This window comes from Mesorhizobium sp. WSM4810 (genome assembly GCF_055811235.1).
In genome coordinates this window covers 137,304-164,235 of the sequence record NZ_JBVVQV010000004.1, presented here as the reverse complement: position 1 = coordinate 164,235, position 26,932 = coordinate 137,304, and the positions used below count along the sequence as shown (strand labels likewise).

Sequence of the window (26,932 nt, the reverse complement as noted above, 5' to 3'; positions counted from 1 at the left end):
CCCGAACCGCAGGTTGGCGTAACCAAGATTGGAAACCGGTTTTCGGCCAAGATCATGGTCAAACGAGAAGATACAATCGCATGCTGATTACCTGCCCTTATTGCGGCCCGCGCGACGTCATCGAGTTCACCTATCAGGGTGACGGCAACCGCGAGCGCCCTCAGCCTGCCTCGCAGGACCTCGATGCCTGGAACGCCTATGTCTATGACCGATTGAACCCGGCGGGTGACCACAACGAGATCTGGCAGCATTCCGGCGGCTGCCGCGCCCATCTCAGGGTCGTGCGCAACACGCTGACACACGAGATCTCCAGCGTCGCGTTCACGCGCGGCGACCACAAAGTGGCTGCCCGGCACAAGGCGGAGGCCAAGTCATGAGCCCGCGCCGCACCGATGCCGGTGGCCGGATCGACCGGCTGCGAACCATCCGGTTCACCTTCGACGGCGCGCCTTACACCGGCCATGCCGGCGACACGCTTGCCTCAGCGCTGCTGGCCAATGGCGTCACCCTGTTCGGACGCTCGTTCAAATATCACCGTCCTCGCGGGGTGCTGACAGCAGGCGTCGAGGAACCGAACGCCCTGGTGACGGTGTTGCGGGGCGAGGTTCGCGAGCCCAACATCGCCGCGACCATGGTCGAGATCCATGATGGGCTGACCGCCGTCAGCCAGAACCGCTTTCCATCGCTGGCCTGGGATGTCAGCGCCGCCAACCAGCTCGGCGGCAAGCTTCTGTCTGCCGGCTTCTATTACAAGACCTTCATGGGGCCCGCGATCGGCCCGCTGAAGAGCACGCGTTTCTGGATGTTCTGCGAGCATTTCATCCGCCGCGCCGCCGGTCTCGGCCGCGCCGGGACCGCTGCCGACACGGCGCGTTACGAGCGCATGAACGCCTTCTGCGATGTGCTGGTGGTCGGTTCCGGTCCGGCCGGACTGATGGCCGCCAGGGCAGCCGCCGATCAGGGCGCGCGTGTCATCCTCAGCGAACTCGAACCGCATTTCGGCGGCTCGGCCAACTGGTCGGGCGAAACGATCGACGGGATGCCCGGGGCCGACTGGGCAGCGCGAGCCGCCGGCCAGCTCGAAGGCTATGACAATGTCCGCCTGCTGCCACGCACCACGGTCTGGGGGTATTATGACGGCAACACGCTCGCCGCGCTTGAACGGGTTGCCGACCATAAGGAGAGGCCCGGCAAGGGCGAACCACGCCATCGCTACTGGATCATTCACGCCAAGTCGGTGGTGCTGGCCACCGGCTCCTTCGAGCGGCCGCTGGTGTTTCCGGGCAACGATCGGCCGGGAGTGATGCTGGCGCATGCCGCCGAGCGCTACGCCAACGAGTACGGCGTGCTGGCGGGCAACAGGATCGCACTGTTCACCAACAATGACAGCGCCTATCGCTCCGCCCTGGCGCTGAAGAAGGCCGGCGCGGCGATTGTCGCGATCGTCGACGTGCGGCCGGAGCTTTCGAGCGAGATGCGCGAGCTCGCCGATGAAGCGGAAGCCAAGATCCTTTTCGGTCACGCCGTGGTCGCCACCGAAGGCGGCAAGGCGCTGTCCGGCGTCAAGGTGCAGAGCTTCGACATGGCCAACGGCGCGCTTGCCGGCGAGGCGCGCAGCATTCAAGCCGACTGCCTGCTGATATCGGGAGGCTGGTCGCCGACCATCCATCTGGCCAGCCAGGCCGGCGCCAAGGCGGAATGGAATGCCGCCAGACAAGCCTTCCTGCCACCGAAGCCAACCCAGCAATGGCCAACACAGCGATGGCCAACACAGCAATGGATTGGCGCCGGCGCTTTCACCGGCAGCTTTTCCACCGCCGAGGCAATCGCCGAAGGCCGCGCCGCCGGGCTTTCGGCGGCAGGTGGAACAGGTGCGCCAACGGCCCTGCCGGTCGTCGAAGCCGCACCCGGCGGTCCCGACCCGGCCCCGGTGTTCGAGATCAGGGCCGATGGAAAAAGCTTCGTCGATTTCCAGCACGACGTGACGGCGGAGGATGTACGGCTGGCGCATCGCGAAGGCTTTGTCTCGGTCGAGCATTTGAAGCGCTACACCACGCTCGGCATGGCGACCGACCAGGGCAAGAGCTCCAACATACCCGGCCTCGCCATCATGGCCGAGGCGCTGGGCAAGCCGATTCCCGAAGTCGGCACGACACGCTTTCGCCCACCTTTTTCGGCCGTGTCGATCGGCTCACTGGCCGCGGAGCGTTTCGGCGACTTGAGGCCCGAACGACTGACGCCGATGCATGACTGGCACGTCGCCAACGGCGCGACCATGTATTCAGCCGGCCTCTGGTATCGCCCGATGATTTATGGCCATCCCGGCGAGACGATCGAGCAGGCCTATGTGCGCGAAGCCAGGGCGACGCGGGAGAGCGCCGGCATCGTCGATGTCTCGACGCTGGGCAAGATCGCCGTGCAGGGCCCGGACGCGGCGGAATTCCTCGACCGGGTTTACACCAACATGTTCTCGACATTGGCCGTCGGCAAGGCCCGCTACGGGCTGATGCTGCGCGAGGACGGCCTCGCCTTCGACGACGGCACGACGTGGCGGCTCGGCGAACAGGACTTCCTGATGACCACCACCACCGCCAATGCCGGCAAGGTGATGCAGCATCTGGAGTATTTCCTCGACGTCATCTGGCCGGAGTTGAAGGTCCATGTCACCTCGGTGACCGACGAATGGGCGGGTGCGGCGATCGGCGGGCCTAGGGCGAGAGAGATCCTTGCTGCTTGCGTCACCGGCACCGCCGTCGACAACGCAACCCTGCCTTTCATGGGCATCGTGCACGGCAAGATATCAGGCGTGCCGGTGATGATCTGCCGGCTTTCCTTCTCCGGCGAAATGGCCTTCGAAGTCTACTCCGGCGCCGGCTACGGCGCACTTGTCTGGGAAGCCTTGATCGAAGCCGGCAAGCCGTTCGGACTGGTGACCTACGGGCTTGAGGCGCTTGGCACGTTGCGCATCGAGAAAGGCCACGTCACCGGCGCCGAGATCGACGGCCGCACCACCGCACGCGACCTGCATCTCGACTGGATGCTGTCCAGGAAGAAGCCCTTCATCGGCTCGGCGATGATGGATCGCGAGGGCCTGATCGCGCCTGGCCGCCTGGAACTCGTCGGCCTGATTTCGCTGGACAACCAGCCGCTCAACGGCGGCGCGCACATCGTCGAAGCGCTTGACGAAGCCAATCCGCACGATTCCATCGGCCACATCACCGCTTGCTGTTATTCGCCGGCGCTCGGCAAGTACATCGCGCTCGCTCTGGTCAAGGACGGCAAGGCACGGCGCGGCACGCGCGCCCATATCTCCGATCCTCTGCGCAACCGGTTCGGCCCGGTCGAGATCGTCTCCAACCACTTCTTTGATCCGGACGGGAGCCGCATGCATGGTTGAGCGCCAATCCCCGCTTGAGCTGGAGCTGCGCACCGGCTCGCATGGCGATTTCGAACACGGCATCGAGGTCATCCTATCCGAAACCAGGCCGGGATCGATCCTGCAGCTCGCTGCCTGGCCGGGCCAGCAGAAGGCGTTGATAGCAGGCATTCGCACCGTTACCGGCCTTGCGCTGCCCGATGGCGCCGGCGCCGGCAGCACCGACGGCGTGAGGTCGGTGTTCGGTTTTGCGCCGGGAAAATTCACCGTGGTCGACGAGGCCGAGGGCCTGGCATCGGCCTTTGCCAATGTCGTCACCCCTGATATCGGCACGGTGACTGACCTGTCGCATGGCCGCACCGCGATCCGCATCGCCGGACCGAGGGCCGAATGGGTGCTGGCAAAGTTCTTCGCCATCGACTTCGCGCTGCCGGCCTTCCCGGTCGGTGCCGGCCGCTCGACCATGCATCATGACGTCTTCGCCCAGATCCAGCGCACCGGCGCCGACCAGTTCGACATCTATGTGTTCCGCTCGTTTTCGCGCTCGTTCTGGAAGGCGCTCTGTCACGCCAGCGAGGAAGTCGGCTACGAAGTGCAGTAGACCGACGCGGCGCGTCGTCACCACGCTTGGCGTCACCTCAACTGGCGAACGTCACCCACTCTTCCAGCGGCGCGCGGTCGGTGCGGAACGCGTTTTCGGGCTTGGATGTGTCCTCACGGCCAAGCGCCATGCCACAGACGACGATCTCCTCGTCGGGAATGTTGAGCACCGGCCTGATCTGCTTGTGATAGGGTGCAAAGGCCGCCTGCGGGCAGGTGTGCAGACCCCTGCCCCGAGCCGCCACCATGATGTTCTGCAGGAACATGCCGTAATCGATCCACGAGCCCTTGTTCAGCCGCCGGTCAACGGTGAAGATCATGCCGACCGGTGCGTCGAAGAAGACGAAGTTGCGGTCGTGCTGCGCGCGCATCCTGTCGACCTCACGCCGGCCAATGCCGAGCACGCTGTAGAGGCCGAAGCCGTTGGCTCGCCGCCGGGTCAGATAGGGCTCGAAGAACTGGTCGGGATAGTAGCGATACTCGTCCCACTCGGCCTTTTCGGCACGGATGCCGGAGTTGAGGATGGCGTCGGTGATCCGTTGCTTGACCTCGCCCCTGGTCACGTAGACCCGCCAGGGCTGCATGTTGGTGCCCGAAGGCGCCCGCGCGGCAACGGCGAGTATGGCGCGGATCGTCTCGTCGTCGACCATGTCGGGCAGGAACGCCCGCACCGAACGGCGCGACGTGATCGCCTCGTCGACGATCGCCGCGCCGTCCGTAATCTTAGTCCTGTTTTCCAGCATGGGCGTCCCTTTGCGCGTGCCACGGAAACCGGAATCGATTCCGGAAAGGATACATGCGCCGTCTAGAAATGAGAGAGCACCATTGCGGTCCAATTTGACGCATGGCGCTCTAACGCAAGCCTCGACCGGACGCCCTCACTGGCCGTTCGAGGCCAAGCCTTTGCCTGAACCGTCAAAACGGCGCAAGCAAATCTTGTGGCCCTCATGAAAATTCTCTTGATTTTTTCACGAACCTGACCCCTGATGATATTTGCCCTCAATTTTTCACCAATTTCACCAGACAGATTTTTACCGAGAAAAAAGCTTTGACCTCAACCGCCGTCAGATCGGAGCAGGAAAACCGCGAACGGCTGCTGGCCGGCGATATCAGGGCGCTGCGCAGGGCGCGCGGGCTGACGCTTGCCGAGACCGGCCTGAAGCTCGGCCGCTCGGTCGGCTGGGTCAGTCAGGTCGAGCGCGGCCTGTCGATACCGTCGCTTAGCGATCTCAGAGGCTTCGCGGAATTGTTCGGCGTGCCGGTCAGCCTGTTCTTCAGCCACGACGTGCCCGTCGAGAACGAGCGCGGCGTGGTCGTCCGCGCCGGCAGCCGCCGCACGCTTGGCACAAGCGATTCCGGCCTGGTGGAGGAGCTTCTTTCGCCCGATCTCGGCGGTAGCTTCGAGATGCTGCGTTCGGTCTTCGCGCCGGGTGCTGAACTGAAGACCGAAGCCCGCCGGCCGACGGAGGAAGCCGGATATGTCGCTTCCGGCAGCTTCGACATCGAGATATCAGGCGTCTGGCACCGGCTTGGCGAAGGCGACTCCTTTCGCTTCGACGGCAAGCCGTTCCGCTGGCGCAATCCCGGTGCGGAGCCGGCGGTGGTCATCTGGGTGGTTTCGCCACCTGTCTACTAGAGGTCTGGAGAAGAATATGGCCGGTTTGCCGACCACGGCACGTGTGGTGATCATCGGAGGCGGTGTCGTGGGTGCGTCGGCGCTCTACCATCTCGCAAAGGCGGGCTGGACCGACTGCGTGCTCCTCGAAAAGAACGAGCTCACCTCCGGCTCAACCTGGCATGCGGCCGGCAACGTGCCGACCTTCTCCTCGTCATGGTCGCTGATGAACATGCAGCGCTATTCGACCGAGCTCTATCGCGGGCTGGCCGACGCGGTTGGCTATCCCATGAACTACCATGTCACCGGCTCGCTCAGGCTGGCCCATACAGCCCAGCGCATGCAGGAGTTTCAGCGCGCCAAGGGCATGGGCCGCTACCAGGGCATGGACATCGATGTGGTCGGGCTCGACGAGATCAAGCGCCGCTACCCGTTCATCGAAACGCATGAATTGAAGGGCGCGCTCTACGATCCGAGCGACGGCGACATCGACCCGGCGCAGTTGACCCAGGCGCTGGCCAAGGGCGCCCGCGACCTGGGTGCGAAGATCATTCGCTTCTGTCCGGTCACCGGCGTGCGCCGCGACAAGGACGAGTGGGTGGTCGAGACCGCTCAGGGCGAGATCCGCTGCGAGATCGTCGTCAACGCCGCCGGCTACCGTGCGGCCGAAGTCGGCAGGATGTTCGACCGCGACGTGCCGATGATGGTGATGAGCCATCAATATATCCTCTTCGAGGAAATCCCCGAACTGGCCGCGTGGTCTAAGGAGCAGGGCAAGAAACTGCCGCTGCTGCGCGACGTCGACACCTCCTATTATCTGCGCCAGGAAAAGAACGGCATGAATCTCGGCCCCTATGAGCGCAATTGCCGTGCGCATTGGGTCGGCCACAACGATCCGATGCCAGACGATTTTTCGTTCCAGCTGTTCCCCGACGATCTCGACCGGCTCGAGGACTATATGGCCGATGCCGTCGCCCGGGTGCCGATTCTCGGCACCGCCGGCCTGTCCAAGGTCATCAACGGTCCGATCCCCTACGCGCCGGACGGCAACCCGCTGATCGGCCCGATGCCCGGCGTGCCGAACGCCTTCGAGGCCTGCGTCTTCACCTTCGGCATCGCCCAGGGCGGCGGCGCCGGCAAGGTGCTGGCCGAATGGGTGACTGAAGGCCAAACCGAATGGGACATGTGGTCCTGCGATCCGCGGCGCTTCACCAGCTTTGCCTCGGCCCCGGATTACTGCGTCGCCAAGGGCATGGAAATCTACGGCAACGAATACGCCATCCAGTTCCCGCGCCATGCCTGGCCGGCAGGCCGCGACCGCAAACTGTCGCCGATCCATGATCGCATCAAGGCGCTCGGCGCTTGCTTCGACGCCTATAATGGCTGGGAGCGCGCCACCTGGTACGCGCAGGCCGGCGACGACGTCTCGGAAACCGCGACGCTGACCTTCCGCCGCGACGGGCCGTGGCAGCATCGCGTGCGCGAAGAATGCCTTGCCGTGCGCGATGCCGCCGGCATTTTGGACCTGCCCGGGTTCTCCCGCTTCAATCTCGACGGTCCGGGCGCGGCCGACTGGTTGAGCCAACAGATCACCGGCCTGGTGCCGAAACCCGGCCGCATCGGCCTCGTCTATTTTGCCGACGACAAGGGCCGCATCGTCACAGAAATGTCTGCCGTTCGCCACGACGAGAATTTGATGACGCTGATCACCGCCGCGGTGGCGCAATGGCACGATTTTGAATGGCTGAAATGGCGCATGCCGAAGGACGCCTCGTTCAGGCTGGTCGACCGGACCGAGGAATACGCAACGCAGATCCTCGCCGGGCCCAATTCGCGAAAAATCCTCGCCGATATCTGCGCCGCCGACCTTGCTCTGCCCTGGCTGACCCACCAGGAGACGACAATTGCCGGCCGTTGGGCAAGGCTGTTGCGTGTGTCCTTCGCCGGCGAACTCGGCTGGGAAATCCACACCAGGATCGACGACACCGCCACCGTGTTCGACGCCGTCTGGGCGGCTGGGCAGAAGCATGGCCTGAAACCGTTTGGCATGTACGCGCTGGATTCATTGCGGCTTGAAAAATCCTATCGCGCTTGGAAAGGCGACCTGTCGACCGACTATTCAATCCTGCAGGGTGGGCTGGAGCGTTTCGTCAAATGGGACAAGCCGGATTTCCGTGGCAAGGCGGCGCTGCAAAACGAGAAGCAGCAGGGCGTGAAGAAGCGCTTTGTCACGCTGGTCGTCGAAAACCCCGGCGACTGCGACGCGCCAACCATGTCGACGCTGTGGCATGACGGCCGGATCGTCGGCGAGACGACGTCCGGCGGCTGGGGTCATCGGATCGACAAGTCGATCGCCCTCGGCGTGCTGCGCGCCGACCTGACTGAGCCGGGAACTGCGGTCGAGGTCGAGATCTTCGGCGAGCGCTTCAAGGCGGTCGTGCAGAAGGACGAACCGCTGTGGGATCCAAACAACGAGAGGTTGCGCGCATGAATTCAGTCATTCTCACCGACGGCGGCATGGGCCAGGAACTGGTCCGCCGCAGCAGCTCCGATCCCACCCCGCTATGGTCGGCCAGGGTGCTGATCGACGAACCGGACCTGGTGCGCGACCTGCATGCGGAGTTCATTCGGGCCGGCGCCCGCGTCATCACCATCAACACCTATTCCGCAACCCCCGAGCGGCTGGCGCGCGAGGGCGCGGAAGAGCTGTTCAAGCCGCTGCAGCAGCGCGGCATAGAACTGGCAAGGCAAGCGCGCGACCAGGCCGGCGACGCGGCAATCGCCGGCTGCCTGTCGCCGCTGTTCGGCAGCTACGCACCGGCCCTGACGATATCCTTCGAGGATACGCTCGACATCTACCGCCGCATCGTTGCCGAGCAGGCCGACGGTGTCGATCTGTTCCTGTGCGAGACCATGGCGTCGGCCGAGGAGGCGCGCGCGGCTGTCACCGCCGCGTCGGAAAGCGGCAAGCCGGTGTGGGTGTCGTGGACGCTCGCGGATCACGGCGCGCCGCGGCTGCGCAGCGGCGAAACCATAGCGGCGGCAGCAAGAGCTCTCGACGGCCTGCCGGTCGCAGCCAGGCTGATCAATTGCTGCCGGCCCGAAGCCATTGCTGCAGCGCTGCCCGAACTGATCGCTCTCGGCGGGCCGGTTGGCGCCTATGCCAACGGCTTCACCTCGGTCGAGGCGCTCAAGCATGGCGGAACGGTGGAAGTGCTGCACGCCCGCCACGACCTCGATCCGGATGCCTATGCCGACCAGGCAGTCGGCTGGGTCGAGGCCGGCGCCGACATCGTCGGCGGCTGCTGCGAAGTCGGGCCGCCTCATATCGCGGCCCTGCGCGTCCGGCTCGAACAGGCCGGCTACGAAATTTCGGGAGTAGCATAATGCCCAGACCGTCATCGCGCATTTCCGGCATCGTGCCTTCCGGCAAGGACGGCTGGGAGGTCCATTTCGCCGCCTGGACGCGCAAGCAGGCCGGCGAGGACATCATCATGCTGTCGGTCGGCGACCATGATTTCGACACGCCGACGCAGACGATCGAAGCCTGCGTGACCGCGGTTCGCGCCAGCAATCACCACTATACCCCGCTTGCCGGCATTCCGCGCCTGCGCCAGGCCATGGCGGCGGCCTCGACCGCCTGCACCGGCGTTACGACCAACCCCGACCAGGTCATCGCCACACCGGGCGGGCAGGCGGCACTTTACGCGGCGGTGCAGGCCGTTCTCGACCAGGGCGACCATGCCATTGTGGTGGCGCCCTATTACGCGACCTACCCAAACACCTTCAGTGCGGCGGGCGCCGATTTCACCGTGGTCGAGACACCCGCCGAGGATGGTTTCCAGCCGCGCGCCGCCGACATTCGCGCAGCACTTCGGCCGAACACCCGCGCCATCCTGATCAACACGCCGAACAACCCGACGGGTGCCGTCTATTCGCGCCAGCGGCTGGAAGAGCTGGCGCAGATCTGCCGGGAGCATGACCTCTGGCTGCTGTCGGACGAGGTCTATTGGACGCTGGGCGGCGGCGAGCACGTCTCGCCGCGTTCACTGCCAGGCATGGCGGAACGCACGCTGGTCATCAATTCCATGTCGAAGAGCCACGGCATGACCGGCTGGCGGATGGGCTGGCTGAGCGGGCCCGAACAGATGATCTCGCTGCTGACCAACCTCAATCTGGTGACCACCTACGGCCTGCCGGCGTTCATCAGCCTCGCTTGCGCCGAGGCGCTGGAAAACGGCTATGGCGTCAAGGAGATCGCCGAACGCTATGCCGCACGGCGCAGCGTCGTCCTCGATGCCATGCGCGGCATGAACAACATCACCGTGCGCGGCTCCGAAGGCGGCATGTATGTCATGCTCGATATCTCGGCTCTCGAGCCGGACGACGAGAAATTCGCCTGGGCTCTGCTCGACAAGGAAAAGGTCGGCGTCATGCCCGGCTCGAGCTTCGGCAAGGCCGCCGCCGGCCATATTCGCGTCAGCCTCTGCCAGCCCGAGGCGGTGCTTCTGGAAGCAACCCTTCGCTTGCGCCGCTTCGCGTCCAGCTACCGCCGCGAGGCCGCATGAGCGCCCTGCCCCAGAAAACCATTCTGACCAAAACCAATCCGCCCAAAACCATTCCTCCCAAGGCGAGGGCCGTCATCATCGGCGGCGGCGTCTCCGGCTGCTCGGTCGCCTATCATCTGGCCAAGGTCGGCTGGACCGACATCGTGCTGCTCGAGCGCAAGCAGCTGACATCGGGCACGACATGGCACGCCGCCGGCCTGATCGGCCAGTTGCGCGGTTCGCAGAACATGACGCGGCTGGCGAAATATTCGGCCGACCTCTACGTCAGGCTGGAGGCCGAGACCGATGTCGGCACCGGCATGCGCCAGGTCGGTTCGATCACCGTGGCGCTGACCGAGGAACGCAAGCACGAGATTTATAGGCAGGCGTCGCTCGCCCGCGCGTTCGATATCGACGTGCGCGAGATTTCGCCAAACGAAGTCAAGCAGATGTACCCGCATCTTAATGTTTCCGATGTGGTCGGCGCCGTGCATCTGCCGCTCGACGGCCAATGCGACCCGGCCAATATCGCCATGGCGCTGGCCAAAGGTGCGCGCCAGCGCGGTGCGACGATCGTCGAGAATGTGAAGGTCACCAAGGTTCACACGAGGAATGGCTGCGTCACCGGCGTTTCCTGGATGCGGGGCGACGAGCAAGGCATGATCGAGGCCGATGTCGTCGTCAATTGCGCCGGGATGTGGGCACGCGAGCTTGGCGCCCAGAACGGCGTCAGCATCCCGCTGCATGCCTGCGAGCATTTTTATCTCGTCACCGAACCGATCCCCGGCCTGACCCGGCTGCCCGTGCTGCGCGTGCCGGACGAGTGCGCCTACTACAAGGAAGATGCCGGCAAGATGATGCTCGGCGCCTTCGAGCCGGTGGCCAAGCCGTGGGGCATGGACGGCATAAGCGAAGATTTCTGCTTCGACCAGTTGCCCGAGGATTTCGAACATTTCGAGCCGATCCTCGAAATGGGCGTCAACCGCATGCCGATGCTGGCCAGCGCCGGCATCCACACTTTCTTCAACGGCCCCGAGAGTTTTACGCCTGATGATCGCTATTATCTCGGCGAGGCGCCGGAGCTGTCCGGCTACTGGATGGCGACCGGCTACAACTCCATCGGCATTGTCTCCTCAGGCGGCGCCGGCATGGCGCTGGCGCAATGGATCAACGATGGCGAAGCACCCTTCGATCTGTGGGAGGTCGACATCCGCCGCGCCCAGCCGTTCCAGAAGAACCGCCGCTATCTCAGAGAGCGCGTCTCCGAGACGCTCGGCCTGCTCTACGCCGACCATTTTCCGTACCGGCAGATGGCGACCTCTCGGAACGTCAGGCGCTCCCCGCTGCATGAACATCTGAAGGCACGCGGCGCGGTGTTCGGCGAGGTTGCCGGCTGGGAGCGGGCCAACTGGTTCGCGCGTGAGGACCAGGAGCGCGAGTACCGTTATTCCTGGAAACGGCAGAACTGGTTCGACAACCAGCGCGACGAACATCTGGCGGTCCGAAACGGCGTCGGCCTGTTCGACATGACCTCGTTCGGCAAGATCCGTGTCGAGGGCCGCGATGCCTGCGCCTTCCTGCAGAGGCTTTGCGCCAACGACATCGAGGTGGCGCCGGGCAAGATCGTCTACACCCAGATGCTCAACAAGCGCGGCGGCATCGAGAGCGACCTTACCGTCTCGCGGCTATCGGAAACGGCTTACTTCCTCGTCGTGCCGGGCGCCACGCTGCAGCGTGATCTCGCCTGGTTGAAAAAACATCTCGCCGATGAATTCGTCGTCATCACCGATGTCACCGCGGCCGAGGCCGTGCTCTGCCTGATGGGCCCGGATTCGAGGCAGCTCATTCAAAAGCTGAGCCCGAATGATTTCTCCAACGAAACCAATCCGTTCGGAACGTTTCAGGAGATTGAAATCGGCATGGGGCTGGCCCGCGCCCATCGCGTCACCTATGTCGGCGAGCTCGGCTGGGAGCTTTATGTCTCGACCGACCAGGCCGCACACGTGTTCGAGGCGATCGCTGAGGCCGGCGCCGATGTCGGCCTAAAACTTTGCGGCCTACACACGCTGGATTCCTGCCGCATCGAAAAGGCCTTCCGGCATTTCGGCCACGACATCACCGACGAGGACAATGTGCTGGAGGCAGGCCTTGGATTCGCAGTGAAGACTGCCAAGGGCGATTTTCTTGGCCGCGATGCCGTGCTGAGAAAAAAAGAAACCGGATTGAACCGCCGGCTGGTGCAGTTCCGCCTGAAAGACACGCAACCCTTGCTCTTCCACAACGAAGCGATCCTGCGCGACGGCAAGATTGTCGGCCCGGTCACCTCGGGCAATTACGGCCATCATCTCGGCGGCGCCGTCGGCCTCGGCTACGTGCCTTGCCAGGGCGAGAGCGAGGCGGATGTGCTGTCGTCTTCCTACGAGATCGAGATCGCCGGCGAGCGCTTCGCCGCGGAAGCGTCGCTGAAGCCGATGTATGATCCGAAGGCGGAAAGGGTGCGGATGTAGCCCTTTTTCCTTCGCCCCGTTTACGGGGAGAAGGGGGCCCGAAGGGCCGGATGAAGGGGCGGCACAAGTCTTGCAAGGTTCACGCTGCCCCTCATCTGCCTGCCGGCATCTCTCCCCGTGAACGGGGAGAAGGACGCTCATCTCTCAAAACCGCTCCAGTTTCGCCCGCACTTTCGCAAGGAAAGCAGCCCGGCTCCCGGGTGTCGACGCATCCATCAGGTAGTGCGCCAGAAAGAACGTCCTGCAGCGGGTGGCGCAGAGCGCCCGCATGCCGCGCAGGATTGTCTTGCGTCCCGGCTGGCCGACGACGACGCTCCACCAGGTCGGTGCGCCGCAGGTCGTGATCACCCCGATCTTCGTCACATGCCTCACCAGTGAATGGATCCGTCCCTTGCCGGCCGGCAGTCGGAAGGCGACGTCGGTCGCCCACACCCGGTCGAGCCAGCCCTTCAGCATTGCCGGCAGCCCGTACCACCATGTCGGATAGACGAAGAGGATTGCCTGGGCCCAGTTGAGATTTTCGATATGCGACTTGAGCGCCGGATCCTGCGGGGCGTGCTCGTTATAGAAGCGTCGCTCGTCGCAGCCCATGACCGGATCGAAATTTTCCGCATAGAGGTCGAGCAGCCGCACCTCCCAGCCTCTCGCCTTCAGCACCTCGATGGCACTATCCCGGATCGCGGCGCAAAAGCTTTCCGGGACCGGATGGCAATAAACCACCAGGACCCGCATCAGAAGGCATCCATGCTGGCGGCGACTTTCGCCGTGAATCTCTTCCGCGTTTCATCGGTCGACAGGTTCATCGAATAATGCGCGAGATAGGACACCGAGGCGCCTGGCTTGACCGTAGCGCACAATACACGCTTGACCAGCTTGCGCGGCGGGTCGCCCATCAGCATGGCATGGAGCCGGCTGCCGCCATAGGTGGTGACCGCCGCCATCTTGCGGATGTTGTGCAGCGAAGGCTGCACCTTGCCATTGGCCAGCTTGAACGAGACGCCGGGCAGGAAGACGCGGTCGAAAAAGCCTTTCAGGATCGCCGGATAGCCGTAGTTCCACACCGGAAACGACAGCACCAGCGCCTCTGCCCGCAGCAGGCGCTCGACATAGGGCGCTGCCGGATCACCGGCGCCGCGCTCGTCGTGATAACCGAGCCGCTCGGCCCGTGTCAGCCGCGGGTCGAAATCCTCGGCATAGAGATCGCAGTCGTCGACGGTGTGACCGGCGGCCGTCAGCCGCTCGACGATCGTCCGGTGCAGACCGGCGTTGAAGCTGGTTTCGACCGGGTGAGCGTAGAGGATGAGGATGTTCACCGAAGTCCTCGCGGGTCGGCGCGAGGCACCCCCCTCTGCCCTGCCGGGCATCTCCCCCTCACGGGGGGAGATTGGCCGTCATTTCTGCCTTCGCCAATCTCCAACCATGAAAGAGGAGCGAGACGGCGAGGCTGCCGATCTCCCCCCTTGAGGGGGAGATGGCCGGCAGGCCAGAGGGGGGTACAGCGCCGCACGCTCATCGTTCACTCCGCCTTCTGCAGCCCCTTGAACAGGAACGACTTGCCCGAGCGATAGTCGTAGTCAGGGTTCTCCCAGGCGATCATCTTGCCGGGATTGAGCAGCCCTTGCGGATCGGTCTCGCGCTTGAAGGCGAGCTGCACCTCGTCCGTCTGCTTCATGCCGCCCTCTTCCAGCGTGTAGCGGTGCGGATTGAAGACCCAGCAGCCATTGTCTTCATGGATGCGGATGATCTCGTCGAGCCGCTCCGCCGTGGTGAAGCGGACCAGCGGCAGTCCAGCGACGCCGATCGCGCCGTCGAAGCGGATGAATTCGAGATGAACCGGCACCTCGTCGCCGAAGCGGTCGATCATCGCCTTGACGTAAGCGAGGTGATCCGGCGAGGGATAGCGGGTCTGCAGATAGGTAATATCAGGGTCGACCCTGATGGCGCGCAGCGTCGTGTGGTTCCAGGTTAGCTCATAGGCCGGCGGCAAGCCCTTAAGATCGGCCTCCTTGTCGGCGCGGAAGACGATCTCGCCCTTGCTGCGCGCCGTGAGGGCAACAAAGGCGTCCATCGCCTGCGGCGCGATCATGCACACGACGATGCTTTGCTCGCGCCGGAAGAATTTCTGGTGCCGCTTGAAATAGTCGTAGGGGATCGGAGCGGCGATCGGCGTGATCAGCTTCGCCAGGATGCCGTCCTGGATGGCGAGATCGTTGCCGAAGCCGGCCGCATCCATGAAATCGTCGAAGCCGACGATGACATCGATCCAGTCATAAGCAGCGGTCAGCGGCATCTCGACCTCGGTGATGATGCCGTTGGTGCCGTAGGCATGCATCACCTTCAGCACCTCCTCACCGGCAAGATCCATGATGCGAGGCTCCGCCTCCATCGTCACGGTCCTGAGCCGGATGACGTTGCCGAGGTCGCGCAGCCCGCCCCAGCGGATCGAGCCGATGCCGCCCGAGCCGCCGGCAACGAAGCCGCCGATCGAAGCGGTGTTATAGGTCGACGGCGACATCCGAAGCTCCTGGCCGGAATGGGCGCGCGTCGCCCTGTCGATGTCGGCGAGGACGGCACCTGGACCGGTCACGACGCGACCAGGCGATATCGTCTTGATCGTATTCATCTCGGCGAGATTGAGCACGACGCCGCCGGACAAGGGCATCGCCTGACCGTAATTGCCGGTACCGCTGCCGCGCGGCGTCACCGGAATGCCATGCCGGTGGCACGCGGCAAGCACGCGGATCACCTCGAGTTCGGTCTTTGGCGTCACGATCAGGTCGCCGGTGACATGGTCGAGCTGTTGCTTGAGCACCGGGCTGTACCAGTAAAAATCGCGGCTCTTCTGCTGGACAATCGCCGGATGGTCGTCGATCTTCAGACCGTCGAGATCGCGTTTGAGCGCAGCCAGGTCCATCATCGCACCATCAGATCGTCGAGTTCGGCATAGTCGGGCAATTGGCGCTCGATGGCGCGGCCATCATGCACCACGGTGCGATCCGATTCGGGCCGCGACAGCATTTCCGTCCAGCTCCGTCCCCTAAAAACGACGAAGTCGGCAGCGCCGCCGGCGGCAAACGTGCCAAAACCGTCGAGCCGCATCACCCTGGCCGGCGTCGAAGTCACCGCTTGCGGCCAGTCGCCGACCGGGTGATCGAAATGCAGGATACGCGTCGCCATGCGATAGACCTCCAGCATGTCGAGATCGCCATAGGCGTAGAACGGATCGCGGGTGTTGTCGGAGGCGACGGCGACGGGAATGCCGCGCGCCTTCATCTCGTGCAGCAGCGTCACGCCGCGCCAGCGCGGCGTGGTGTTGTCGCCGCGCCGGTCCTGCAGATAGAGATTGCACATCGGCAGCGACACCACGGCGAGCCCCGCCTTCGCCATCTTGTCCAGCGTGTCGAGCACGTCGAGATCGGGCTGGCGTGCCAGCGAGCAGCAGTGGCCGACGAGGATGTTTCCCTCAAACCCGTTCCACAGCGCCGCTTCGGCGATCTTCTTCAGCGAGATCGCCGAGATGTCGTCCGTCTCGTCGGCATGGAAATCGAGGTCGAGGCCATGCTTGATCGCCTGCGCGAAAACCCGATCGAGAAGCTCTTCCAGGTCCGGCAGCATATAGGTGACGACGCCAAGCACGCCGTTGGCCGCAGCGACGCGTTTGGCCAGGCTCTCGAACCATTTCTTGTCGCGCACACCTTCGATGCCGAGCAGGCAGGCGGCCTGCAGCTCGATGCGGCCACGCCATTTCTCCCGTACCGTCTCGAACACCGGCCAGGAGATCTCCTCCTGCGGTGCGACGCTGTCGAGATGGGTGCGCAAAGCCCTGGTGCCGTGCGCGTAGGCGCAGCGCAGCGAAAAATCCATGCGGCGAGCGACGTCCTCGGCGCTCCAGCGGGCAGCACGGTCGGCGCCGGTGGCGTTCAGCGCACCCATGAAGGTGCCGTCCGGATTGGGTTTTCGAGGCCAGATATGGCCTTTGTCGATATGGGTGTGGCAGTCGACGAAGCACGGCATGACGATACGGCCGCCGAGGTCGACGGCGCCTGCGGGTGTGTTGGACCGGCGATTCGCGACGATGCTCGCAATCCTGCCGTCGGCGACGGCGATGTCGGCGAGTGCAAAGCCGTCGCTGTCATAGGCAGCGGCAAGGTCCGGCGTCAAAGATGAATGAAGCCGGACGTTGGAAAGTACGAATTGGCCGGTTTCGGGAATAATTTCTGAGGTCATCGCTGCCCCTCATCTGCCTGCCGGCATCTTCTCCCCGTGAACGGGGAGAAGGGGGCTGACGGCAGCCTTGACGCTCGTTCTGCGACGCTGGTGGTTGGCGAAACCGCCGATGAAAGCGCCCGTCTCCCCGTCTCTATACGGGGAGAAGTGCCCGGCAGGGTGATGAGGGGCAGCGCCAACGACGAAAAGGACGCCAGGCAGTTTTTGCCTTGAGCACACAACACCATCATCGCTCCTGCTTCAGCGCACTCTCGTGCCAGCGTCGCAGGATCAGGTGCGAGATCAGCGACAGCACCAGGAAGATCAAAATGCCGGTGAACGAGATCAGAATCAGCGCCGCAAACAGCCGCGGTGCGTTGAGCCGGTAACCGGCCTCGATGATGCGCGAAGCCAGCCCCGACGACTGTCCCTGGGCCCCGGCGACGAACTCCGCCACCACCGCGCCGATCAGCGACAGGCCGCCGGCGATCTTCAGCCCGCCGAGGAAATACGGCATCGCCGCCGGCAGGCGCAGATAGCGCAATTGCTGCCAGCGGGTTGCGCCGTTGAGCTTGAACATGTCGCGCAGGTTGCGGTCGACGGAGTTGAGGCCGAGCGTCGTGTTGGACAGAATCGGGAAGAAGGCGACGATCCAGGCACACAGCAGAAGCTTCGTCGTCTGGTTGTCGACATAGATGTTGATCAGCGGGAAGATCGCGACGATCGGCGTCACCTGCAGCACGATCGCAAACGGGAAGAACGACATCTCGACCCATTTCGATTGCGTAAACAGCACCGCCAGCCCGACACCGCCGATGACGGCCAGAAGCAGGCTGAGAAAGGTGGTCCTGAGCGTCACCAGCAGCGAGGAGAACAGCAGCCCGGCATCGTCGAACAGCGTTTGCAGCACCACAGCGGGGCGCGGCAGGATATATTTCGGGATGTCGTTCCAGACGCAGATGCGGTCCCACAGCCAGATCGCCAGGACCATGATCGCCAGCGGCAGCAGCCATCGGCCGATCCGCTCGAGCCGCTCCTGGCGCACGCGACGCGCCTCCTCTGGATCCAGGGTTACGGCAGTATGATCAATGGCCGTCATGATGCGGTCCGGCGGTTGAGTTGATGGCGCCGATCAGCACATCGGACGCCTGGCGGCAGAGCGCGGCATAGGCGGGCGAGGTGCGGAAGGCTTCGTTGCGCGGATAGGACGCATCGATGGCGAGTTCTTTGAAGACCCTGCCCGGCCGCGCCGCCATGACGACGACGCGGCTGGAGAGGAAAACGCTTTCGAAGACGCTGTGGGTGACGAAGACGACGGTAAAACGCTCGTCCTGCCACAGTTCCAGAAGATCGTTGTTGAGCTTGAAGCGGGTGATCTCGTCCAATGCCGCAAATGGCTCGTCCATCAAAAGCACGCGCGGCTTGGTCACCATGGCGCGGGCGATCGAGACGCGCATCTTCATGCCGCCGGACAATTCGCGCGGCACGGCTTTCTCGAAGCCGGTCAGATGAACCCGCGCCAGCATCTCCATCACGACAGGCGCAGCCTTGGCCCGCGACATGCCCTTCAGCCTGAGCGGCAGCCAGACATTGTCGAAGACGTCGGCCCACGGCAGCAGCGTCGGTTCCTGGAAGACGAAGCCGATGTCAGAGCGATCGGCAGCGCTGCTGCCGCGCCAGTCGAGCAGGCCGGAGGTCGGCGTTGCAAGACCGGCGATGAGGCGCAAGGCCGTCGACTTGCCACAGCCGGACGGGCCGAGAAGGCTGACGAAGTCGCCTTCCCGGATCGCCAGGTCGACGTCGCTGAGCGCTGTCACGCCGTTGGAAAAGACCTTGCCGACGCCGCGCAGCGCCAGCAGCATCGGACCTTTGCCCGATGCGCTTGCCGGCGCTTGCGCCACTTTCTCCTGCATCATGCCCGGGTGCTATTTCTTCAGCTCGATCCCGACGCCCTTGTTGACGAAGGCCAGTGTGTAGGACTTTTTGATGTCGACGTCGGCCGGCACGACCTTGGCCTTGACCATCTTGTCGTAGAAGCTCTGGATGCGCGCGTCGGTCATCGCGCCGATGCCGAGTTTTTCCGTATCGCCGGAATCGACGATGCCGAATTTCTTCATCTGCTCGATCGAGAACGCGATCTGCTCGTCGCTGATGTCGGGGTTGTCCTTCTTGATCGCCGCGTTGGCGGCAGCGTTGTCGCCGTAGAGATAGTTGTACCAGCCCTTGGCCGAGCCATCGACGAAGCACTGAACCACCTCCGGCCGCTTGTCGATCGTCGCCTGCATGGTCTCGATCGTCGTCGCATAGGTGTCGAAGCCGTAGTCGGCGAGCAGGAACAGATTGGGCTGGAAGCCGCCTTCCTTGGCGACGGCGAAGGGCTCCGAGGTCACGTAGCCTTGCTGGATCGACTTCGGATTGGCGATGAAAGGTGCGGGGTTGAACGTATACGGCACGCGCTTGGCCGGATCGAAGCCGAACTCCGTGATCATCCACTGGAAGTAGCTCTGTGCACCTTCGTCGCCGATAATGTACTGGTCCGCGTTCTTCAGATCCTCCCATCTGTCGAGCCCTTGACCCGGATGGCTCATGATCACCTGCGGCTCTTTCTGGAACGAGGCGGCGACGACGCGTAGCGGAATCTCCTGCTGCACGGCGTCGAAGGCCTGCAGCATGTTGCCGCCCATGTAGAAGTCGATCTTGCCGGCAAGCAGCAGCGGCCGGCCGCTGACCTGCGGTCCACCTTGCATGATCGTCACGTCGAGCCCGCAGGCGGCATAGGTGCCATCAGCGACCGCCTGATAATAGCCCCCGTGCTCGGCCTGGGCGAGCCAGTTGGTGCCGAAGGTGATCTTCTCGTTTGCTGCCGCGTTCAGCGTGCTTGCGGCAAGCAGCACGATCGCGCCAGCCGAAATCTTGAGTTTTCCGTCCATTCACACCACCCTCAGTTGACTCCGGCGCGCCGCGCGCCGGGCTCGACACCATCGATCGAAGAAGCAAGACACATGCCATCGCCCGGACCGCCCGCCTTGCGCAACAGTGGGGCGCGAAAGCCGGACTGGTCATGCCGTACCGGGGGCATCGTGCCTATTTTTTGAACGCCTGTCCATAATCGCCCTGATAGTATGCACTGCATCTTGAAGGCTCGCCTGATCCGGCTTTACGCTGGCAGTCAGACCGGAGATTTTCATGTTCAAATTCCTGACGCCGAAGTCGATCAAGCCGCCCTTTGCCCGCTACAGCCATGGCGTCGAGGTGCCGCCCGGCAAGCGGCTGGTGCTGTGTTCTGGCCAGGTCGCCATCACGCCGGACGATAAGATCCCGGAGGATGCCGGCGCGCAGGCCGAGCTCTGTTTTCAAAACATCGCAGCGATTCTCGGCGACGCCGGGCTTGGACTTTCCGACATCGTGCGCATCAACGCCTATGTCACCGATCGCGTCTTTCTGAAACCCTATATGGACGTTCGCGATCGCCTGTTCACCAGCCCGGCGCCGGCATCGACGCTAATGATCGTGTCCGGCTTCGCGCGGCCGGAATTCAAGGTCGAGATCGAGGTCGTCGCGGCAGGGTGAGGAGCCGGCTGGAATCGACAGGCCGTTGATCTCCAGTTACACGACAAAGGCTGGTGCTGCCCCTCATCCGCCTGCCGGCACCTTCTCCCCGTATAGTGACGGGGAGAAGGGAAGCGCTCCAACGCTGGCGCCCCCCTCTCCCCGTCTCTATACGGGGGGAGGGTACGGGTGAGGGGCAGCGCCAACGCCGCCAGTTTGCTCGAGGTTTCAAAATGACCGTTGCAACGAAACGCGTGTGGTGGGGCGACTATCGGACCACAGAATACGCCACCATCGACCCGGAGGCGACAATCGCAGTTCTGCCGGTGGCGGCGATCGAACAGCACGGGCCGCATCTGCCGGTTTCGACTGACACCTCGATCATGAACGGCATGCTCGAAACGGTGATCGCGCGCCTGCCTGGCGATCTCGACATCCGCATCCTGCCGGTCCAGGCGGTGGGCAAGTCGAACGAGCACCTGCATGCGCCGGGAACCCTTACATTGCCGGCGGCGACCTTGATCGAGGCCTGGACCGAGCTTGGCCTGTCGGTCGCACGGGCCGGGTTAAGGAAGCTGATCGTCGTCAACTCGCATGGCGGCAACGAGGAGATCATGGGCATCATGACGCGAGAATTGCGCGTGCGGGCAAAGATGCTGGCGGTGAAGACGAGTTGGCAGCGCTTTGGCCGGCCGGCCGGCTTGTACACCGAGCTTGAGGATAGCCACGGCATCCATGGCGGCGATGTCGAGACCTCGCTGATGCTGCATTTCCGGCCGGATCTCGTCGACATGGCAAAGGCCGACAATTTCGTGTCCAACGTCGCCCGCGCCGAAAAGCAATTTTCGCTGCTGCGCCACACCGGAACGCACGCCTTCGCCTGGATCGCCACCGATCTCAACCCGAACGGCGTGGTCGGCGACGCCAGCATTGCGACGGCCGAAAAGGGCCGGCTGACCGCCAACCATCAAGCCGACGGTTTCATCAGCCTGTTGAAGGACGTGCGCAAGGCCAAGCTTGCAGATTGGCTGGCCTAGGAGGCTTTTCGCCAGCGCCGCGCCGCCCCTCACCTGCCTGCCGGCATCCTCTCCCCGTAAACGGGGCGAGGGCGCCCTCATCAATGTTTTCGCCAATCGCCGGCATTGCAAAAAAGGCGCCAGCGCTGCGGCCAGCCCCTTCTCCCCGTCACTATACGGGGAGAAGGGGCTGGCAGGCAGATGAGGGGCAGCGCCGACGTCGCCAATACCTGCAGCGATCAAAGCACGAGTAGGTTGCTTGGTGGCTTGATGGCTCAAACAACTGTCCTCAAGACTAGGAAATCAGCCGTCGATCTTCAGCTCGAAAGGCGTGCCTTCGAAGGCCTCGGCGCCGCGCCCGATCGCCTGGATCGCACCGGTCATGCGGCCGTTGCGATCGAGCAGCGCGTCGGCGACCGCGATCAGCCGCGGGTTGGGTGTCGCCGTGGGCGACAGTGCACGCAGCGTCTCAGCCAACTCGACCTCGCAGCGCTGCGGCGCCAATGCCGCCGCGATGATGTAGGCCGAGGCCGTCGACCGGCTGATACCGGCATAGCAATGCACGACCAGCGGCCTTGCACGATCCCATCGGCGCGCGAAATCGAGCAGGTTGCGAACATGCCCCTCACCCGGCATGGTCATGCCCTCCTGCGCCACCGCGATATCGTGCATGACCAGGTGCAGATGGTTCTCCCGGGCGATCGACGCCGGCCGCGTCACCTCGGTGCCGGCAGCCAGCAGCGAAAGCAGCCGCTCGGCCCCGGTCTTCGCGACGGTTTCCTCGATTTTCGACAGCGAACAGACATGGATCATTGGTTGAGCTCCCAGTGCATGTCGCGCAAAAGTGCGCAGTGGTTTTGCGATAACGACATGCATAAAAACAAGAACTTAAAGCGCGTCGCATGAGTCCGTTCAATTGTGACGCGCTTTAGGCCCCATCGTCGCGCTGTTGCGTCCAGTCGGCAAGAGCCGATTCGAGCCGCCGCCATTCCTCGTCAGGTCCCGGCAGCCCGGCGCGCAGCACCTCCGGCCGGCCGGAAAAATGCCGAAGCAGGATGCCGCGCTCGCCAAGCGCCGAAAACAGACCGGCGGCGTCCGCCAGCCTGACATAGCGGAACAGGGTGGTGCCGCCGGCAACAGCAACGCCGAAGCGGCCGAACAGCGCATCGAGCCGCGCTGCATCCCTGGCCAGACGGTGCCGCATCTCGGCCTGCCAGCCGCTGTCGGCAATCGCACGGATGCCATATTCGAGCGCCGGACCGGCAACCGCCCACGGCCCGAACTGCGCCTCCAGCCGTTCGACCGTCAGTGCGTCGGCCAATGCAAAGCCGAGCCGCAGGCCGGCAAGGCCAAAAAACTTGCCGAAGGAGCGCAGCACGACGATGCCGCCATGCTCGACATCGCCGGCCAGGCTCTCGCCAAGCGGGCCGACATCCATGAACGCCTCGTCGACGACCAGCAGCCCGCCTCTGGCGCGCAATCGTTCGGCAAGCGCAAGCAGCTTCTCGCGCTCGACGATGCGACCGTCCGGATTGTTGGGGTTGACGACGATGGCAAGGTCGGCTCCTGCCAGGGCATCGAAATCGTCGACCTCCATCGCCGCATGGCCGGCGATGGCCGCTGCCCGCTGATGCTCGGCATAGGTCGGCCCGAGCACCAGCGCCTTGCCGGGGCTGACCAGCGAAGCGACGCGCGGCAACAGGATCTGCGTGCCCGGCGCTGCCACCACATTGGCCGCCGATGGTGCGCCATAGGCGCTCGCCGCGACATCGGCAAGATCACGGACCCGCGCAGCTTCCGGCAATCTCGACAGGGCGGTGGCGGGCAGCTCGAAAAACGGATAGGAGTGCGGATTGATACCGGTCGAGAGGTCGACGAAGGGCTGCGGCGCATGCGGAAAAAGCGCCCTCGCCCGGCCAAGGCTTCCGCCGTGATCCACCACTGCCGCCGCTCCATCAAGAGACTTCATGTCGATCCTGATCGCTTTCCTGTCACTGCTTGTTGAATTCGCTGTCGGCTATCCCAGCTGGCTGCTCGGCGCGATCGGCCACCCCGTCACCTGGTTCGGCAGGCTGATATCCTTTCTCGACCGCAGGCTCAACCGCGATACTGATTCCGACGCCCTGCGCCGCCGGCGCGGTGTTCATGCGCTGCTGATCATCGTGCTGGTGCCGGCCACCATCGCTTTCGCTGTGGAAACCATGCTTGCGGGCATTCCAGCCGGATTGATCCTCACCGCGCTCCTGGCGACATCGCTGCTGTCGCAGAAGAGCCTGGCCGAGCATGTCGAGGCGGTGGCCGACGGACTCGACAATGGCGGACTCGACATCGGTCGTGTTGCCGTCTCGCAGATCGTCGGCCGCGATCCGGAAAAGCTCGACAGAGCCGGTGTCTGCCGCGCGGCGATCGAAAGCCTGGCCGAGAATTTTTCCGACGGCGTCGTCGCGCCGGTCTTCTGGATCGGCGTCGGCGGGCTGGCCGGCGGCGTCGCCTACAAGGCCGCCAACACCGCCGATTCGATGATCGGCCACCGCACGCCGCGCCATGAGGCTTTCGGCCGGGCGGCGGCGCGCTTCGACGATCTGATCAACCTGCCGGCGTCGCGGCTGACCGCACTGCTTATCGTGCTGGCCGCCTTCCTCGTCAAAGACGCCGATGCCGGCAACGCCTGGCGCACCGTGCGGCGCGACGCGAAAAAGCACCGCTCGCCCAATGCCGGCTGGCCTGAGGCGGCGATGGCCGGCGCGCTCGGCCTGGCGCTGGCCGGGCCACGCTCCTACGACGGCGTCATGGTCGACGACGCGTTCATGGGTGAAGGCGGCCGCCGCGATGTCGAGAGCGTGGACATCAGACGAGCGCTAAGACTCTATCGGGTTGCCGACTTTCTGCTGATGGGACTGTTCGGCTTGCTGTCGGTGATCGTCATCGTTGCGTGACTGCGGCCTCCCCTTCTCCCCTTGTGGGAGAAGGTGGCCGCGAAGCGGCCGGATGAGGGGTGTTCCAGCTTGGTACCGACGGCGCTCCGTCCAGCACCCCTCAACCGTCTTGGCGCTACGCGCCAATCCACCTTCTCCCACAAGGGGAGAAGGAGAAGTGGCGGGCAAAACCTCAAAACTCTATGCCTTGCTGCGCCTTCACGCCGGCGGAAAAGTGATGCTTGGTCACGCCCATCTCGGTGACCAAATCGGCCGCCTCGACCAGCGCCGGCTTGGCGTTGCGGCCGGTGACGACGATATGCAGGTTTTCGCGGCGGCCCTTCAGCGCCGCCACCACCGTGTCGAGATCGAGATAGTCGTAGCGCAGCGCGATGTTCAACTCGTCGAGCACCAGAAGGCTAATCGATGGATCGGCCATTAGCTCGAGCACCTTGGCCCAGGCAGCCTCGGCGGCGGCGATGTCGCGCTTCAAATCCTGCGTTTCCCAGGTAAAACCCTCGCCCATCGTGTGCCAGACGACCCGGTCGCCGAAAGCGGCAAAGGCGTCCTTCTCGCCGGTATGCCATTTGCCCTTGATGAACTGGACGACGCCGACACGCCTGCCGTAGCCAAGCATCCTCAGCGCCAGCCCGAAGGCGGCGGTGGTCTTGCCCTTGCCTGGCCCGGTGTTGACGATCAGCAGTCCCTTCTCGACCGTCTTGGCCGCGACCTCGGCGTCCTGCACCGCCTTGCGCTTGGCCATCTTGGCGCGGTGGCGTTGCTCGTCCCTGTCATCGATATCGGTCATATCACTTCACCTTGAGCGGCAGTCCCGTCACCATCAGCAGCACCGTGCCGGCGACGGCGGCGACCTGCTGGTTGAGCCGGCCGGCGGCATCGCGAAACCGGCGGGCAAGCGCATTGTCAGGCACGATGCCCTGGCCGACCTCGTTGGAAACCACGAACCACGGCCCGCGCGGCCGCGACAGCACATCCGCCAGCCCTCGGCATTCGGCCTCAATGTCGCGTTCGGCCAGCATATGGTTGGACAGCCACAGCGTCAGGCAGTCGATCAGGACAGGCCGGCCGTCAGGCAGCGCCCCGATCGCGCCGACGAGATCGAGCGGCGCATCGATCGTCGTCCAACCGTCGCAACGCCGCGCTCGGTGCAGCGCGATGCGTTCGTGCATCTCGTCGTCATAGGCTTGCGCCGTGGCGATGTAGGTCCACGGCGCTGGACAGGCCGTCACCAGGCTTTCGGCATGCGCGCTCTTGCCCGAGCGTGCACCGCCGACGACCAGGGTCAGCTTGCTGCCTGGAGCAGCGCGATCAGGCAAGGCTGTCGCGCAGGCCGGTTGCGGCGCCGGTCAAGCGGCCGCGCACCACGCCGACGACAGCGCCGAGCACCAGCCAGAACACCAGATTGGTCAGCGTCACCGCCACCACGAACTGGTGGTGCATGCCTTCCGGGATCGGCGATTCGAAACTTTCGGGCTGCGGCGCGCCGACAATATGCGGCGCGACGATCAACGCTACGGCAAGAAGGGCCAGCGGCAGCGATTTGCGAAAGGCGAGCAGCCCGAGACCGGCAGCCGTCGCCACCACGGTCGCCGTCCACCAGATCTGGCGCTGGGCGAAATCGGCCGCCGGCATCGCCGGCAGTTCGGGCGGCAGGCCGAGGTTCGGGGCCAGCGTGAACACCGCGAAGCCGGCAAGGCCCCAGAACAGGCCCTGTCGCCAATTGCCGATGCCGCCGGCGAATTCCGAAGCGGCGACCAGGATCAGCGCAAAGCCGATGCCGGTGACGACGTTGGCAACGACGTTGAAGGCGAAGCGCTCGAAGCCATCGGCCGGCGCCCAGCCTTCCTCTTCCGCGGTGGCTGCTTCAGCCGGCACGGCGCTGCTCATGGCATTGCTGCCTGCTGCGGCCGGCGCCAAACCATGGTCATGCGTGTGACCACCGCCGGCCTGTTCGTAGACTTCCGCCTTGAGGATGAGTGGCACCGTGGCGTAGGCCTGCATGCAGGCGAGAACGACGCCGGCCACAAGCCCTGCCATCGCCGCGATGAACACGACGTTGCGAAACAGTGTCATGGTGTCAGCCCCTCGTCAGTGGCCCCCCGTCAGTGGCATGGAAAGCCCATCGAATGGCGATAGTCGTGAGCGGCATTGTGGACCGCATCGATATGCGAGAAGCCGACAAAGCCCATGACGAAAACGCCGAGAAATGCAGCAAGCGCCAACTGCACAAAGCGCGACTGCGAGGAGACGGAAGCGCCGAGCGAGACGGAAGCGGTATTCATGTCTTGTCCTTTCGCCCTCCACCCGAGGGCATAGAAGTCAGTTCTCCTGTCGCCGGCAGGTCTCCTGGCTCGCGGATCAGCGCCCTTCCCCACCTTCCCGAAGAAGCTCTTCCCGAAGAAAATCTTCAGTGGCATATGGAGAGGACTACCGCACACAGTTGCGGGGGCAGCCACGGCATCGGGCGAATTTGCCCCTACCGCATTCCCTCTTGGTTCCAAAACGGAACCGACGACGGCTGCGACTATAGGCAGAATCGCCGCGCCCGGCAAACCAAATTCCGCCAGCTAGCAGCGCGAA

The 26,932-nt window shown here is 64.2% G+C and carries 25 protein-coding genes and 1 riboswitch; of the genes, 11 read left to right on the top strand and 14 right to left on the bottom strand.

Annotated elements, in window-relative coordinates; all coding sequences use genetic code 11:
* Positions 1 to 80 precede the first annotated feature (80 nt).
* From AC0L3O_RS08020 to AC0L3O_RS08010, 3 genes are read left to right on the top strand one after another with little or no spacing between them, the layout of a single operon-like run.
* The gene (locus AC0L3O_RS08020; RefSeq protein ID WP_287174641.1) at positions 81 to 377 is read left to right on the top strand and encodes a sarcosine oxidase subunit delta; all 297 of its coding nucleotides are present in this window, start codon (positions 81 to 83) and stop codon (positions 375 to 377) included.
* Positions 374 to 3,397: a sarcosine oxidase subunit alpha gene (locus tag AC0L3O_RS08015; RefSeq protein ID WP_473615312.1), complete on the top strand. Its 3,024-nt coding sequence runs from the start codon at positions 374 to 376 to the stop codon at positions 3,395 to 3,397. Before AC0L3O_RS08020 ends, AC0L3O_RS08015 begins: the two co-directional genes overlap by 4 nt.
* On the top strand, positions 3,390 to 3,977 hold the full coding sequence (locus tag AC0L3O_RS08010) for a sarcosine oxidase subunit gamma (RefSeq protein ID WP_473615311.1): 588 nt from the start codon (positions 3,390 to 3,392) through the stop codon (positions 3,975 to 3,977). Before AC0L3O_RS08015 ends, AC0L3O_RS08010 begins: the two co-directional genes overlap by 8 nt.
* A 37-nt stretch (positions 3,978 to 4,014) precedes the next feature.
* Here the strand turns inward: AC0L3O_RS08010 and AC0L3O_RS08005 are convergent, their stop codons facing one another.
* On the bottom strand, positions 4,015 to 4,719 hold the full coding sequence (locus AC0L3O_RS08005; protein ID WP_023798904.1) for a nitroreductase: 705 nt from the start codon (positions 4,717 to 4,719) through the stop codon (positions 4,015 to 4,017).
* Positions 4,720 to 5,024: 305 nt separating this feature from the next.
* Here AC0L3O_RS08005 and AC0L3O_RS08000 point away from each other — a divergent pair, with 305 nt between their 5' ends.
* The 5 genes from AC0L3O_RS08000 to AC0L3O_RS07980 are packed head-to-tail and all read left to right on the top strand — an operon-like array spanning position 5,025 to position 12,645.
* Positions 5,025 to 5,612, top strand: a complete 588-nt coding sequence (locus AC0L3O_RS08000) for a helix-turn-helix domain-containing protein (protein ID WP_031254773.1) — start codon at positions 5,025 to 5,027, stop codon at positions 5,610 to 5,612.
* A 16-nt stretch (positions 5,613 to 5,628) separates the two neighbouring features.
* Positions 5,629 to 8,082 carry a GcvT family protein gene (locus tag AC0L3O_RS07995; RefSeq protein ID WP_473534108.1) on the top strand — a complete coding sequence of 818 codons (2,454 nt, stop codon included), beginning with the start codon at positions 5,629 to 5,631 and terminating at the stop codon, positions 8,080 to 8,082.
* Positions 8,079 to 8,978, top strand: a complete 900-nt coding sequence (locus tag AC0L3O_RS07990; protein ID WP_287174649.1) for a homocysteine S-methyltransferase family protein — start codon at positions 8,079 to 8,081, stop codon at positions 8,976 to 8,978. Before AC0L3O_RS07995 ends, AC0L3O_RS07990 begins: the two co-directional genes overlap by 4 nt.
* On the top strand, positions 8,978 to 10,159 hold the full coding sequence (locus AC0L3O_RS07985) for a pyridoxal phosphate-dependent aminotransferase (protein WP_473534109.1): 1,182 nt from the start codon (positions 8,978 to 8,980) through the stop codon (positions 10,157 to 10,159). Before AC0L3O_RS07990 ends, AC0L3O_RS07985 begins: the two co-directional genes overlap by 1 nt.
* Positions 10,156 to 12,645: a GcvT family protein gene (locus AC0L3O_RS07980; RefSeq protein ID WP_473615309.1), complete on the top strand. Its 2,490-nt coding sequence runs from the start codon at positions 10,156 to 10,158 to the stop codon at positions 12,643 to 12,645. The genes AC0L3O_RS07985 and AC0L3O_RS07980 overlap by 4 nt, the downstream gene beginning before the upstream one ends.
* Before the next feature lie 144 nt (positions 12,646 to 12,789).
* On the opposite strand, the gene AC0L3O_RS07975 is transcribed toward AC0L3O_RS07980, so the two are convergent.
* The 7 genes from AC0L3O_RS07975 to AC0L3O_RS07945 form a co-directional block, all read right to left on the bottom strand.
* Positions 12,790 to 13,377: an NAD(P)H-dependent oxidoreductase gene (locus AC0L3O_RS07975; RefSeq protein WP_287230256.1), complete on the bottom strand. Its 588-nt coding sequence runs from the start codon at positions 13,375 to 13,377 to the stop codon at positions 12,790 to 12,792.
* A complete protein-coding gene (locus tag AC0L3O_RS07970; RefSeq protein ID WP_473615308.1) occupies positions 13,377 to 13,958 on the bottom strand; it encodes an NAD(P)H-dependent oxidoreductase in 582 nt (193 codons plus the stop codon). The genes AC0L3O_RS07975 and AC0L3O_RS07970 overlap by 1 nt, the downstream gene beginning before the upstream one ends.
* Before the next feature lie 203 nt (positions 13,959 to 14,161).
* Complete coding sequence (locus AC0L3O_RS07965; protein WP_473615306.1) at positions 14,162 to 15,562, bottom strand: FAD-binding oxidoreductase; 1,401 nt, start codon at positions 15,560 to 15,562, stop codon at positions 14,162 to 14,164.
* Complete coding sequence (locus AC0L3O_RS07960) at positions 15,559 to 16,872, bottom strand: cytosine deaminase (protein WP_473615305.1); 1,314 nt, start codon at positions 16,870 to 16,872, stop codon at positions 15,559 to 15,561. Before AC0L3O_RS07960 ends, AC0L3O_RS07965 begins: the two co-directional genes overlap by 4 nt.
* Before the next feature lie 226 nt (positions 16,873 to 17,098).
* A complete protein-coding gene (locus AC0L3O_RS07955) occupies positions 17,099 to 17,950 on the bottom strand; it encodes an ABC transporter permease (protein WP_473615304.1) in 852 nt (283 codons plus the stop codon).
* Complete coding sequence (locus tag AC0L3O_RS07950; RefSeq protein ID WP_473615302.1) at positions 17,937 to 18,767, bottom strand: ABC transporter ATP-binding protein; 831 nt, start codon at positions 18,765 to 18,767, stop codon at positions 17,937 to 17,939. Before AC0L3O_RS07950 ends, AC0L3O_RS07955 begins: the two co-directional genes overlap by 14 nt.
* Positions 18,768 to 18,776: 9 nt before the next feature.
* Positions 18,777 to 19,781: an ABC transporter substrate-binding protein gene (locus AC0L3O_RS07945; protein WP_287230266.1), complete on the bottom strand. Its 1,005-nt coding sequence runs from the start codon at positions 19,779 to 19,781 to the stop codon at positions 18,777 to 18,779.
* Between the two features lie 256 nt (positions 19,782 to 20,037).
* Here AC0L3O_RS07945 and AC0L3O_RS07940 point away from each other — a divergent pair, with 256 nt between their 5' ends.
* Both AC0L3O_RS07940 and AC0L3O_RS07935 read left to right on the top strand, forming a co-directional pair.
* Entirely contained in the window at positions 20,038 to 20,421 is a 384-nt protein-coding gene (locus AC0L3O_RS07940) for a RidA family protein (RefSeq protein WP_473615301.1), read from the top strand.
* Positions 20,422 to 20,633: 212 nt separating this feature from the next.
* Positions 20,634 to 21,437 carry a creatininase family protein gene (locus AC0L3O_RS07935; protein ID WP_287066384.1) on the top strand — a complete coding sequence of 268 codons (804 nt, stop codon included), beginning with the start codon at positions 20,634 to 20,636 and terminating at the stop codon, positions 21,435 to 21,437.
* A 282-nt stretch (positions 21,438 to 21,719) separates the two neighbouring features.
* On the opposite strand, the gene AC0L3O_RS07930 is transcribed toward AC0L3O_RS07935, so the two are convergent.
* Positions 21,720 to 22,229: a tyrosine phosphatase family protein gene (locus AC0L3O_RS07930; protein ID WP_473615299.1), complete on the bottom strand. Its 510-nt coding sequence runs from the start codon at positions 22,227 to 22,229 to the stop codon at positions 21,720 to 21,722.
* Positions 22,230 to 22,344: 115 nt separating this feature from the next.
* On the bottom strand, positions 22,345 to 23,385 hold the full coding sequence (gene cobD, locus AC0L3O_RS07925) for a threonine-phosphate decarboxylase CobD (RefSeq protein WP_473615298.1): 1,041 nt from the start codon (positions 23,383 to 23,385) through the stop codon (positions 22,345 to 22,347).
* On the opposite strand from cobD, the gene cbiB reads away from it, so the two are divergent.
* Positions 23,384 to 24,352, top strand: a complete 969-nt coding sequence (gene cbiB, locus AC0L3O_RS07920) for an adenosylcobinamide-phosphate synthase CbiB (RefSeq protein ID WP_287219204.1) — start codon at positions 23,384 to 23,386, stop codon at positions 24,350 to 24,352. The genes cobD and cbiB overlap by 2 nt on opposite strands.
* Positions 24,353 to 24,524: 172 nt before the next feature.
* On the opposite strand, the gene cobO is transcribed toward cbiB, so the two are convergent.
* From cobO to AC0L3O_RS07900, 4 genes are read right to left on the bottom strand one after another with little or no spacing between them, the layout of a single operon-like run.
* The gene (gene cobO, locus AC0L3O_RS07915) at positions 24,525 to 25,139 is read right to left on the bottom strand and encodes a cob(I)yrinic acid a,c-diamide adenosyltransferase (protein WP_023798885.1); all 615 of its coding nucleotides are present in this window, start codon (positions 25,137 to 25,139) and stop codon (positions 24,525 to 24,527) included.
* Between the two features lies 1 nt (position 25,140).
* Positions 25,141 to 25,638: a bifunctional adenosylcobinamide kinase/adenosylcobinamide-phosphate guanylyltransferase gene (gene cobU, locus AC0L3O_RS07910; RefSeq protein ID WP_473534278.1), complete on the bottom strand. Its 498-nt coding sequence runs from the start codon at positions 25,636 to 25,638 to the stop codon at positions 25,141 to 25,143.
* A gap of 22 nt (positions 25,639 to 25,660) precedes the next feature.
* Positions 25,661 to 26,425, bottom strand: coding sequence for a CbtA family protein (locus AC0L3O_RS07905; RefSeq protein WP_473615296.1), 765 nt, complete (start codon positions 26,423 to 26,425; stop codon positions 25,661 to 25,663).
* A 29-nt stretch (positions 26,426 to 26,454) separates the two neighbouring features.
* Positions 26,455 to 26,634, bottom strand: coding sequence for a CbtB domain-containing protein (locus AC0L3O_RS07900; protein ID WP_023798882.1), 180 nt, complete (start codon positions 26,632 to 26,634; stop codon positions 26,455 to 26,457).
* A 37-nt stretch (positions 26,635 to 26,671) separates the two neighbouring features.
* Positions 26,672 to 26,880, bottom strand: a riboswitch (cobalamin riboswitch).
* Positions 26,881 to 26,932 lie beyond the last annotated feature (52 nt).

Coding starts and splice junctions, on each gene's coding strand:
- AC0L3O_RS08020 (WP_287174641.1), top strand. CDS start 81: ATGCTGATTACCTGCCCTTATTGCGGCCCGCGCGACGTCATCGAGTTC.
- AC0L3O_RS08015 (WP_473615312.1), top strand. CDS start 374: ATGAGCCCGCGCCGCACCGATGCCGGTGGCCGGATCGACCGGCTGCGA.
- AC0L3O_RS08010 (WP_473615311.1), top strand. CDS start 3,390: ATGGTTGAGCGCCAATCCCCGCTTGAGCTGGAGCTGCGCACCGGCTCG.
- AC0L3O_RS08005 (WP_023798904.1), bottom strand. CDS start 4,719: ATGCTGGAAAACAGGACTAAGATTACGGACGGCGCGGCGATCGTCGAC.
- AC0L3O_RS07995 (WP_473534108.1), top strand. CDS start 5,629: ATGGCCGGTTTGCCGACCACGGCACGTGTGGTGATCATCGGAGGCGGT.
- AC0L3O_RS07990 (WP_287174649.1), top strand. CDS start 8,079: ATGAATTCAGTCATTCTCACCGACGGCGGCATGGGCCAGGAACTGGTC.
- AC0L3O_RS07985 (WP_473534109.1), top strand. CDS start 8,978: ATGCCCAGACCGTCATCGCGCATTTCCGGCATCGTGCCTTCCGGCAAG.
- AC0L3O_RS07980 (WP_473615309.1), top strand. CDS start 10,156: ATGAGCGCCCTGCCCCAGAAAACCATTCTGACCAAAACCAATCCGCCC.
- AC0L3O_RS07975 (WP_287230256.1), bottom strand. CDS start 13,377: ATGCGGGTCCTGGTGGTTTATTGCCATCCGGTCCCGGAAAGCTTTTGC.
- AC0L3O_RS07965 (WP_473615306.1), bottom strand. CDS start 15,562: ATGATGGACCTGGCTGCGCTCAAACGCGATCTCGACGGTCTGAAGATC.
- AC0L3O_RS07960 (WP_473615305.1), bottom strand. CDS start 16,872: ATGACCTCAGAAATTATTCCCGAAACCGGCCAATTCGTACTTTCCAAC.
- AC0L3O_RS07955 (WP_473615304.1), bottom strand. CDS start 17,950: ATGACGGCCATTGATCATACTGCCGTAACCCTGGATCCAGAGGAGGCG.
- AC0L3O_RS07950 (WP_473615302.1), bottom strand. CDS start 18,767: ATGATGCAGGAGAAAGTGGCGCAAGCGCCGGCAAGCGCATCGGGCAAA.
- AC0L3O_RS07945 (WP_287230266.1), bottom strand. CDS start 19,781: ATGGACGGAAAACTCAAGATTTCGGCTGGCGCGATCGTGCTGCTTGCC.
- AC0L3O_RS07940 (WP_473615301.1), top strand. CDS start 20,038: ATGTTCAAATTCCTGACGCCGAAGTCGATCAAGCCGCCCTTTGCCCGC.
- AC0L3O_RS07935 (WP_287066384.1), top strand. CDS start 20,634: ATGACCGTTGCAACGAAACGCGTGTGGTGGGGCGACTATCGGACCACA.
- AC0L3O_RS07930 (WP_473615299.1), bottom strand. CDS start 22,229: ATGATCCATGTCTGTTCGCTGTCGAAAATCGAGGAAACCGTCGCGAAG.
- cbiB (WP_287219204.1), top strand. CDS start 23,384: ATGTCGATCCTGATCGCTTTCCTGTCACTGCTTGTTGAATTCGCTGTC.
- cobD (WP_473615298.1), bottom strand. CDS start 23,385: ATGAAGTCTCTTGATGGAGCGGCGGCAGTGGTGGATCACGGCGGAAGC.
- cobO (WP_023798885.1), bottom strand. CDS start 25,139: ATGACCGATATCGATGACAGGGACGAGCAACGCCACCGCGCCAAGATG.
- AC0L3O_RS07905 (WP_473615296.1), bottom strand. CDS start 26,425: ATGACACTGTTTCGCAACGTCGTGTTCATCGCGGCGATGGCAGGGCTT.
- AC0L3O_RS07900 (WP_023798882.1), bottom strand. CDS start 26,634: ATGAATACCGCTTCCGTCTCGCTCGGCGCTTCCGTCTCCTCGCAGTCG.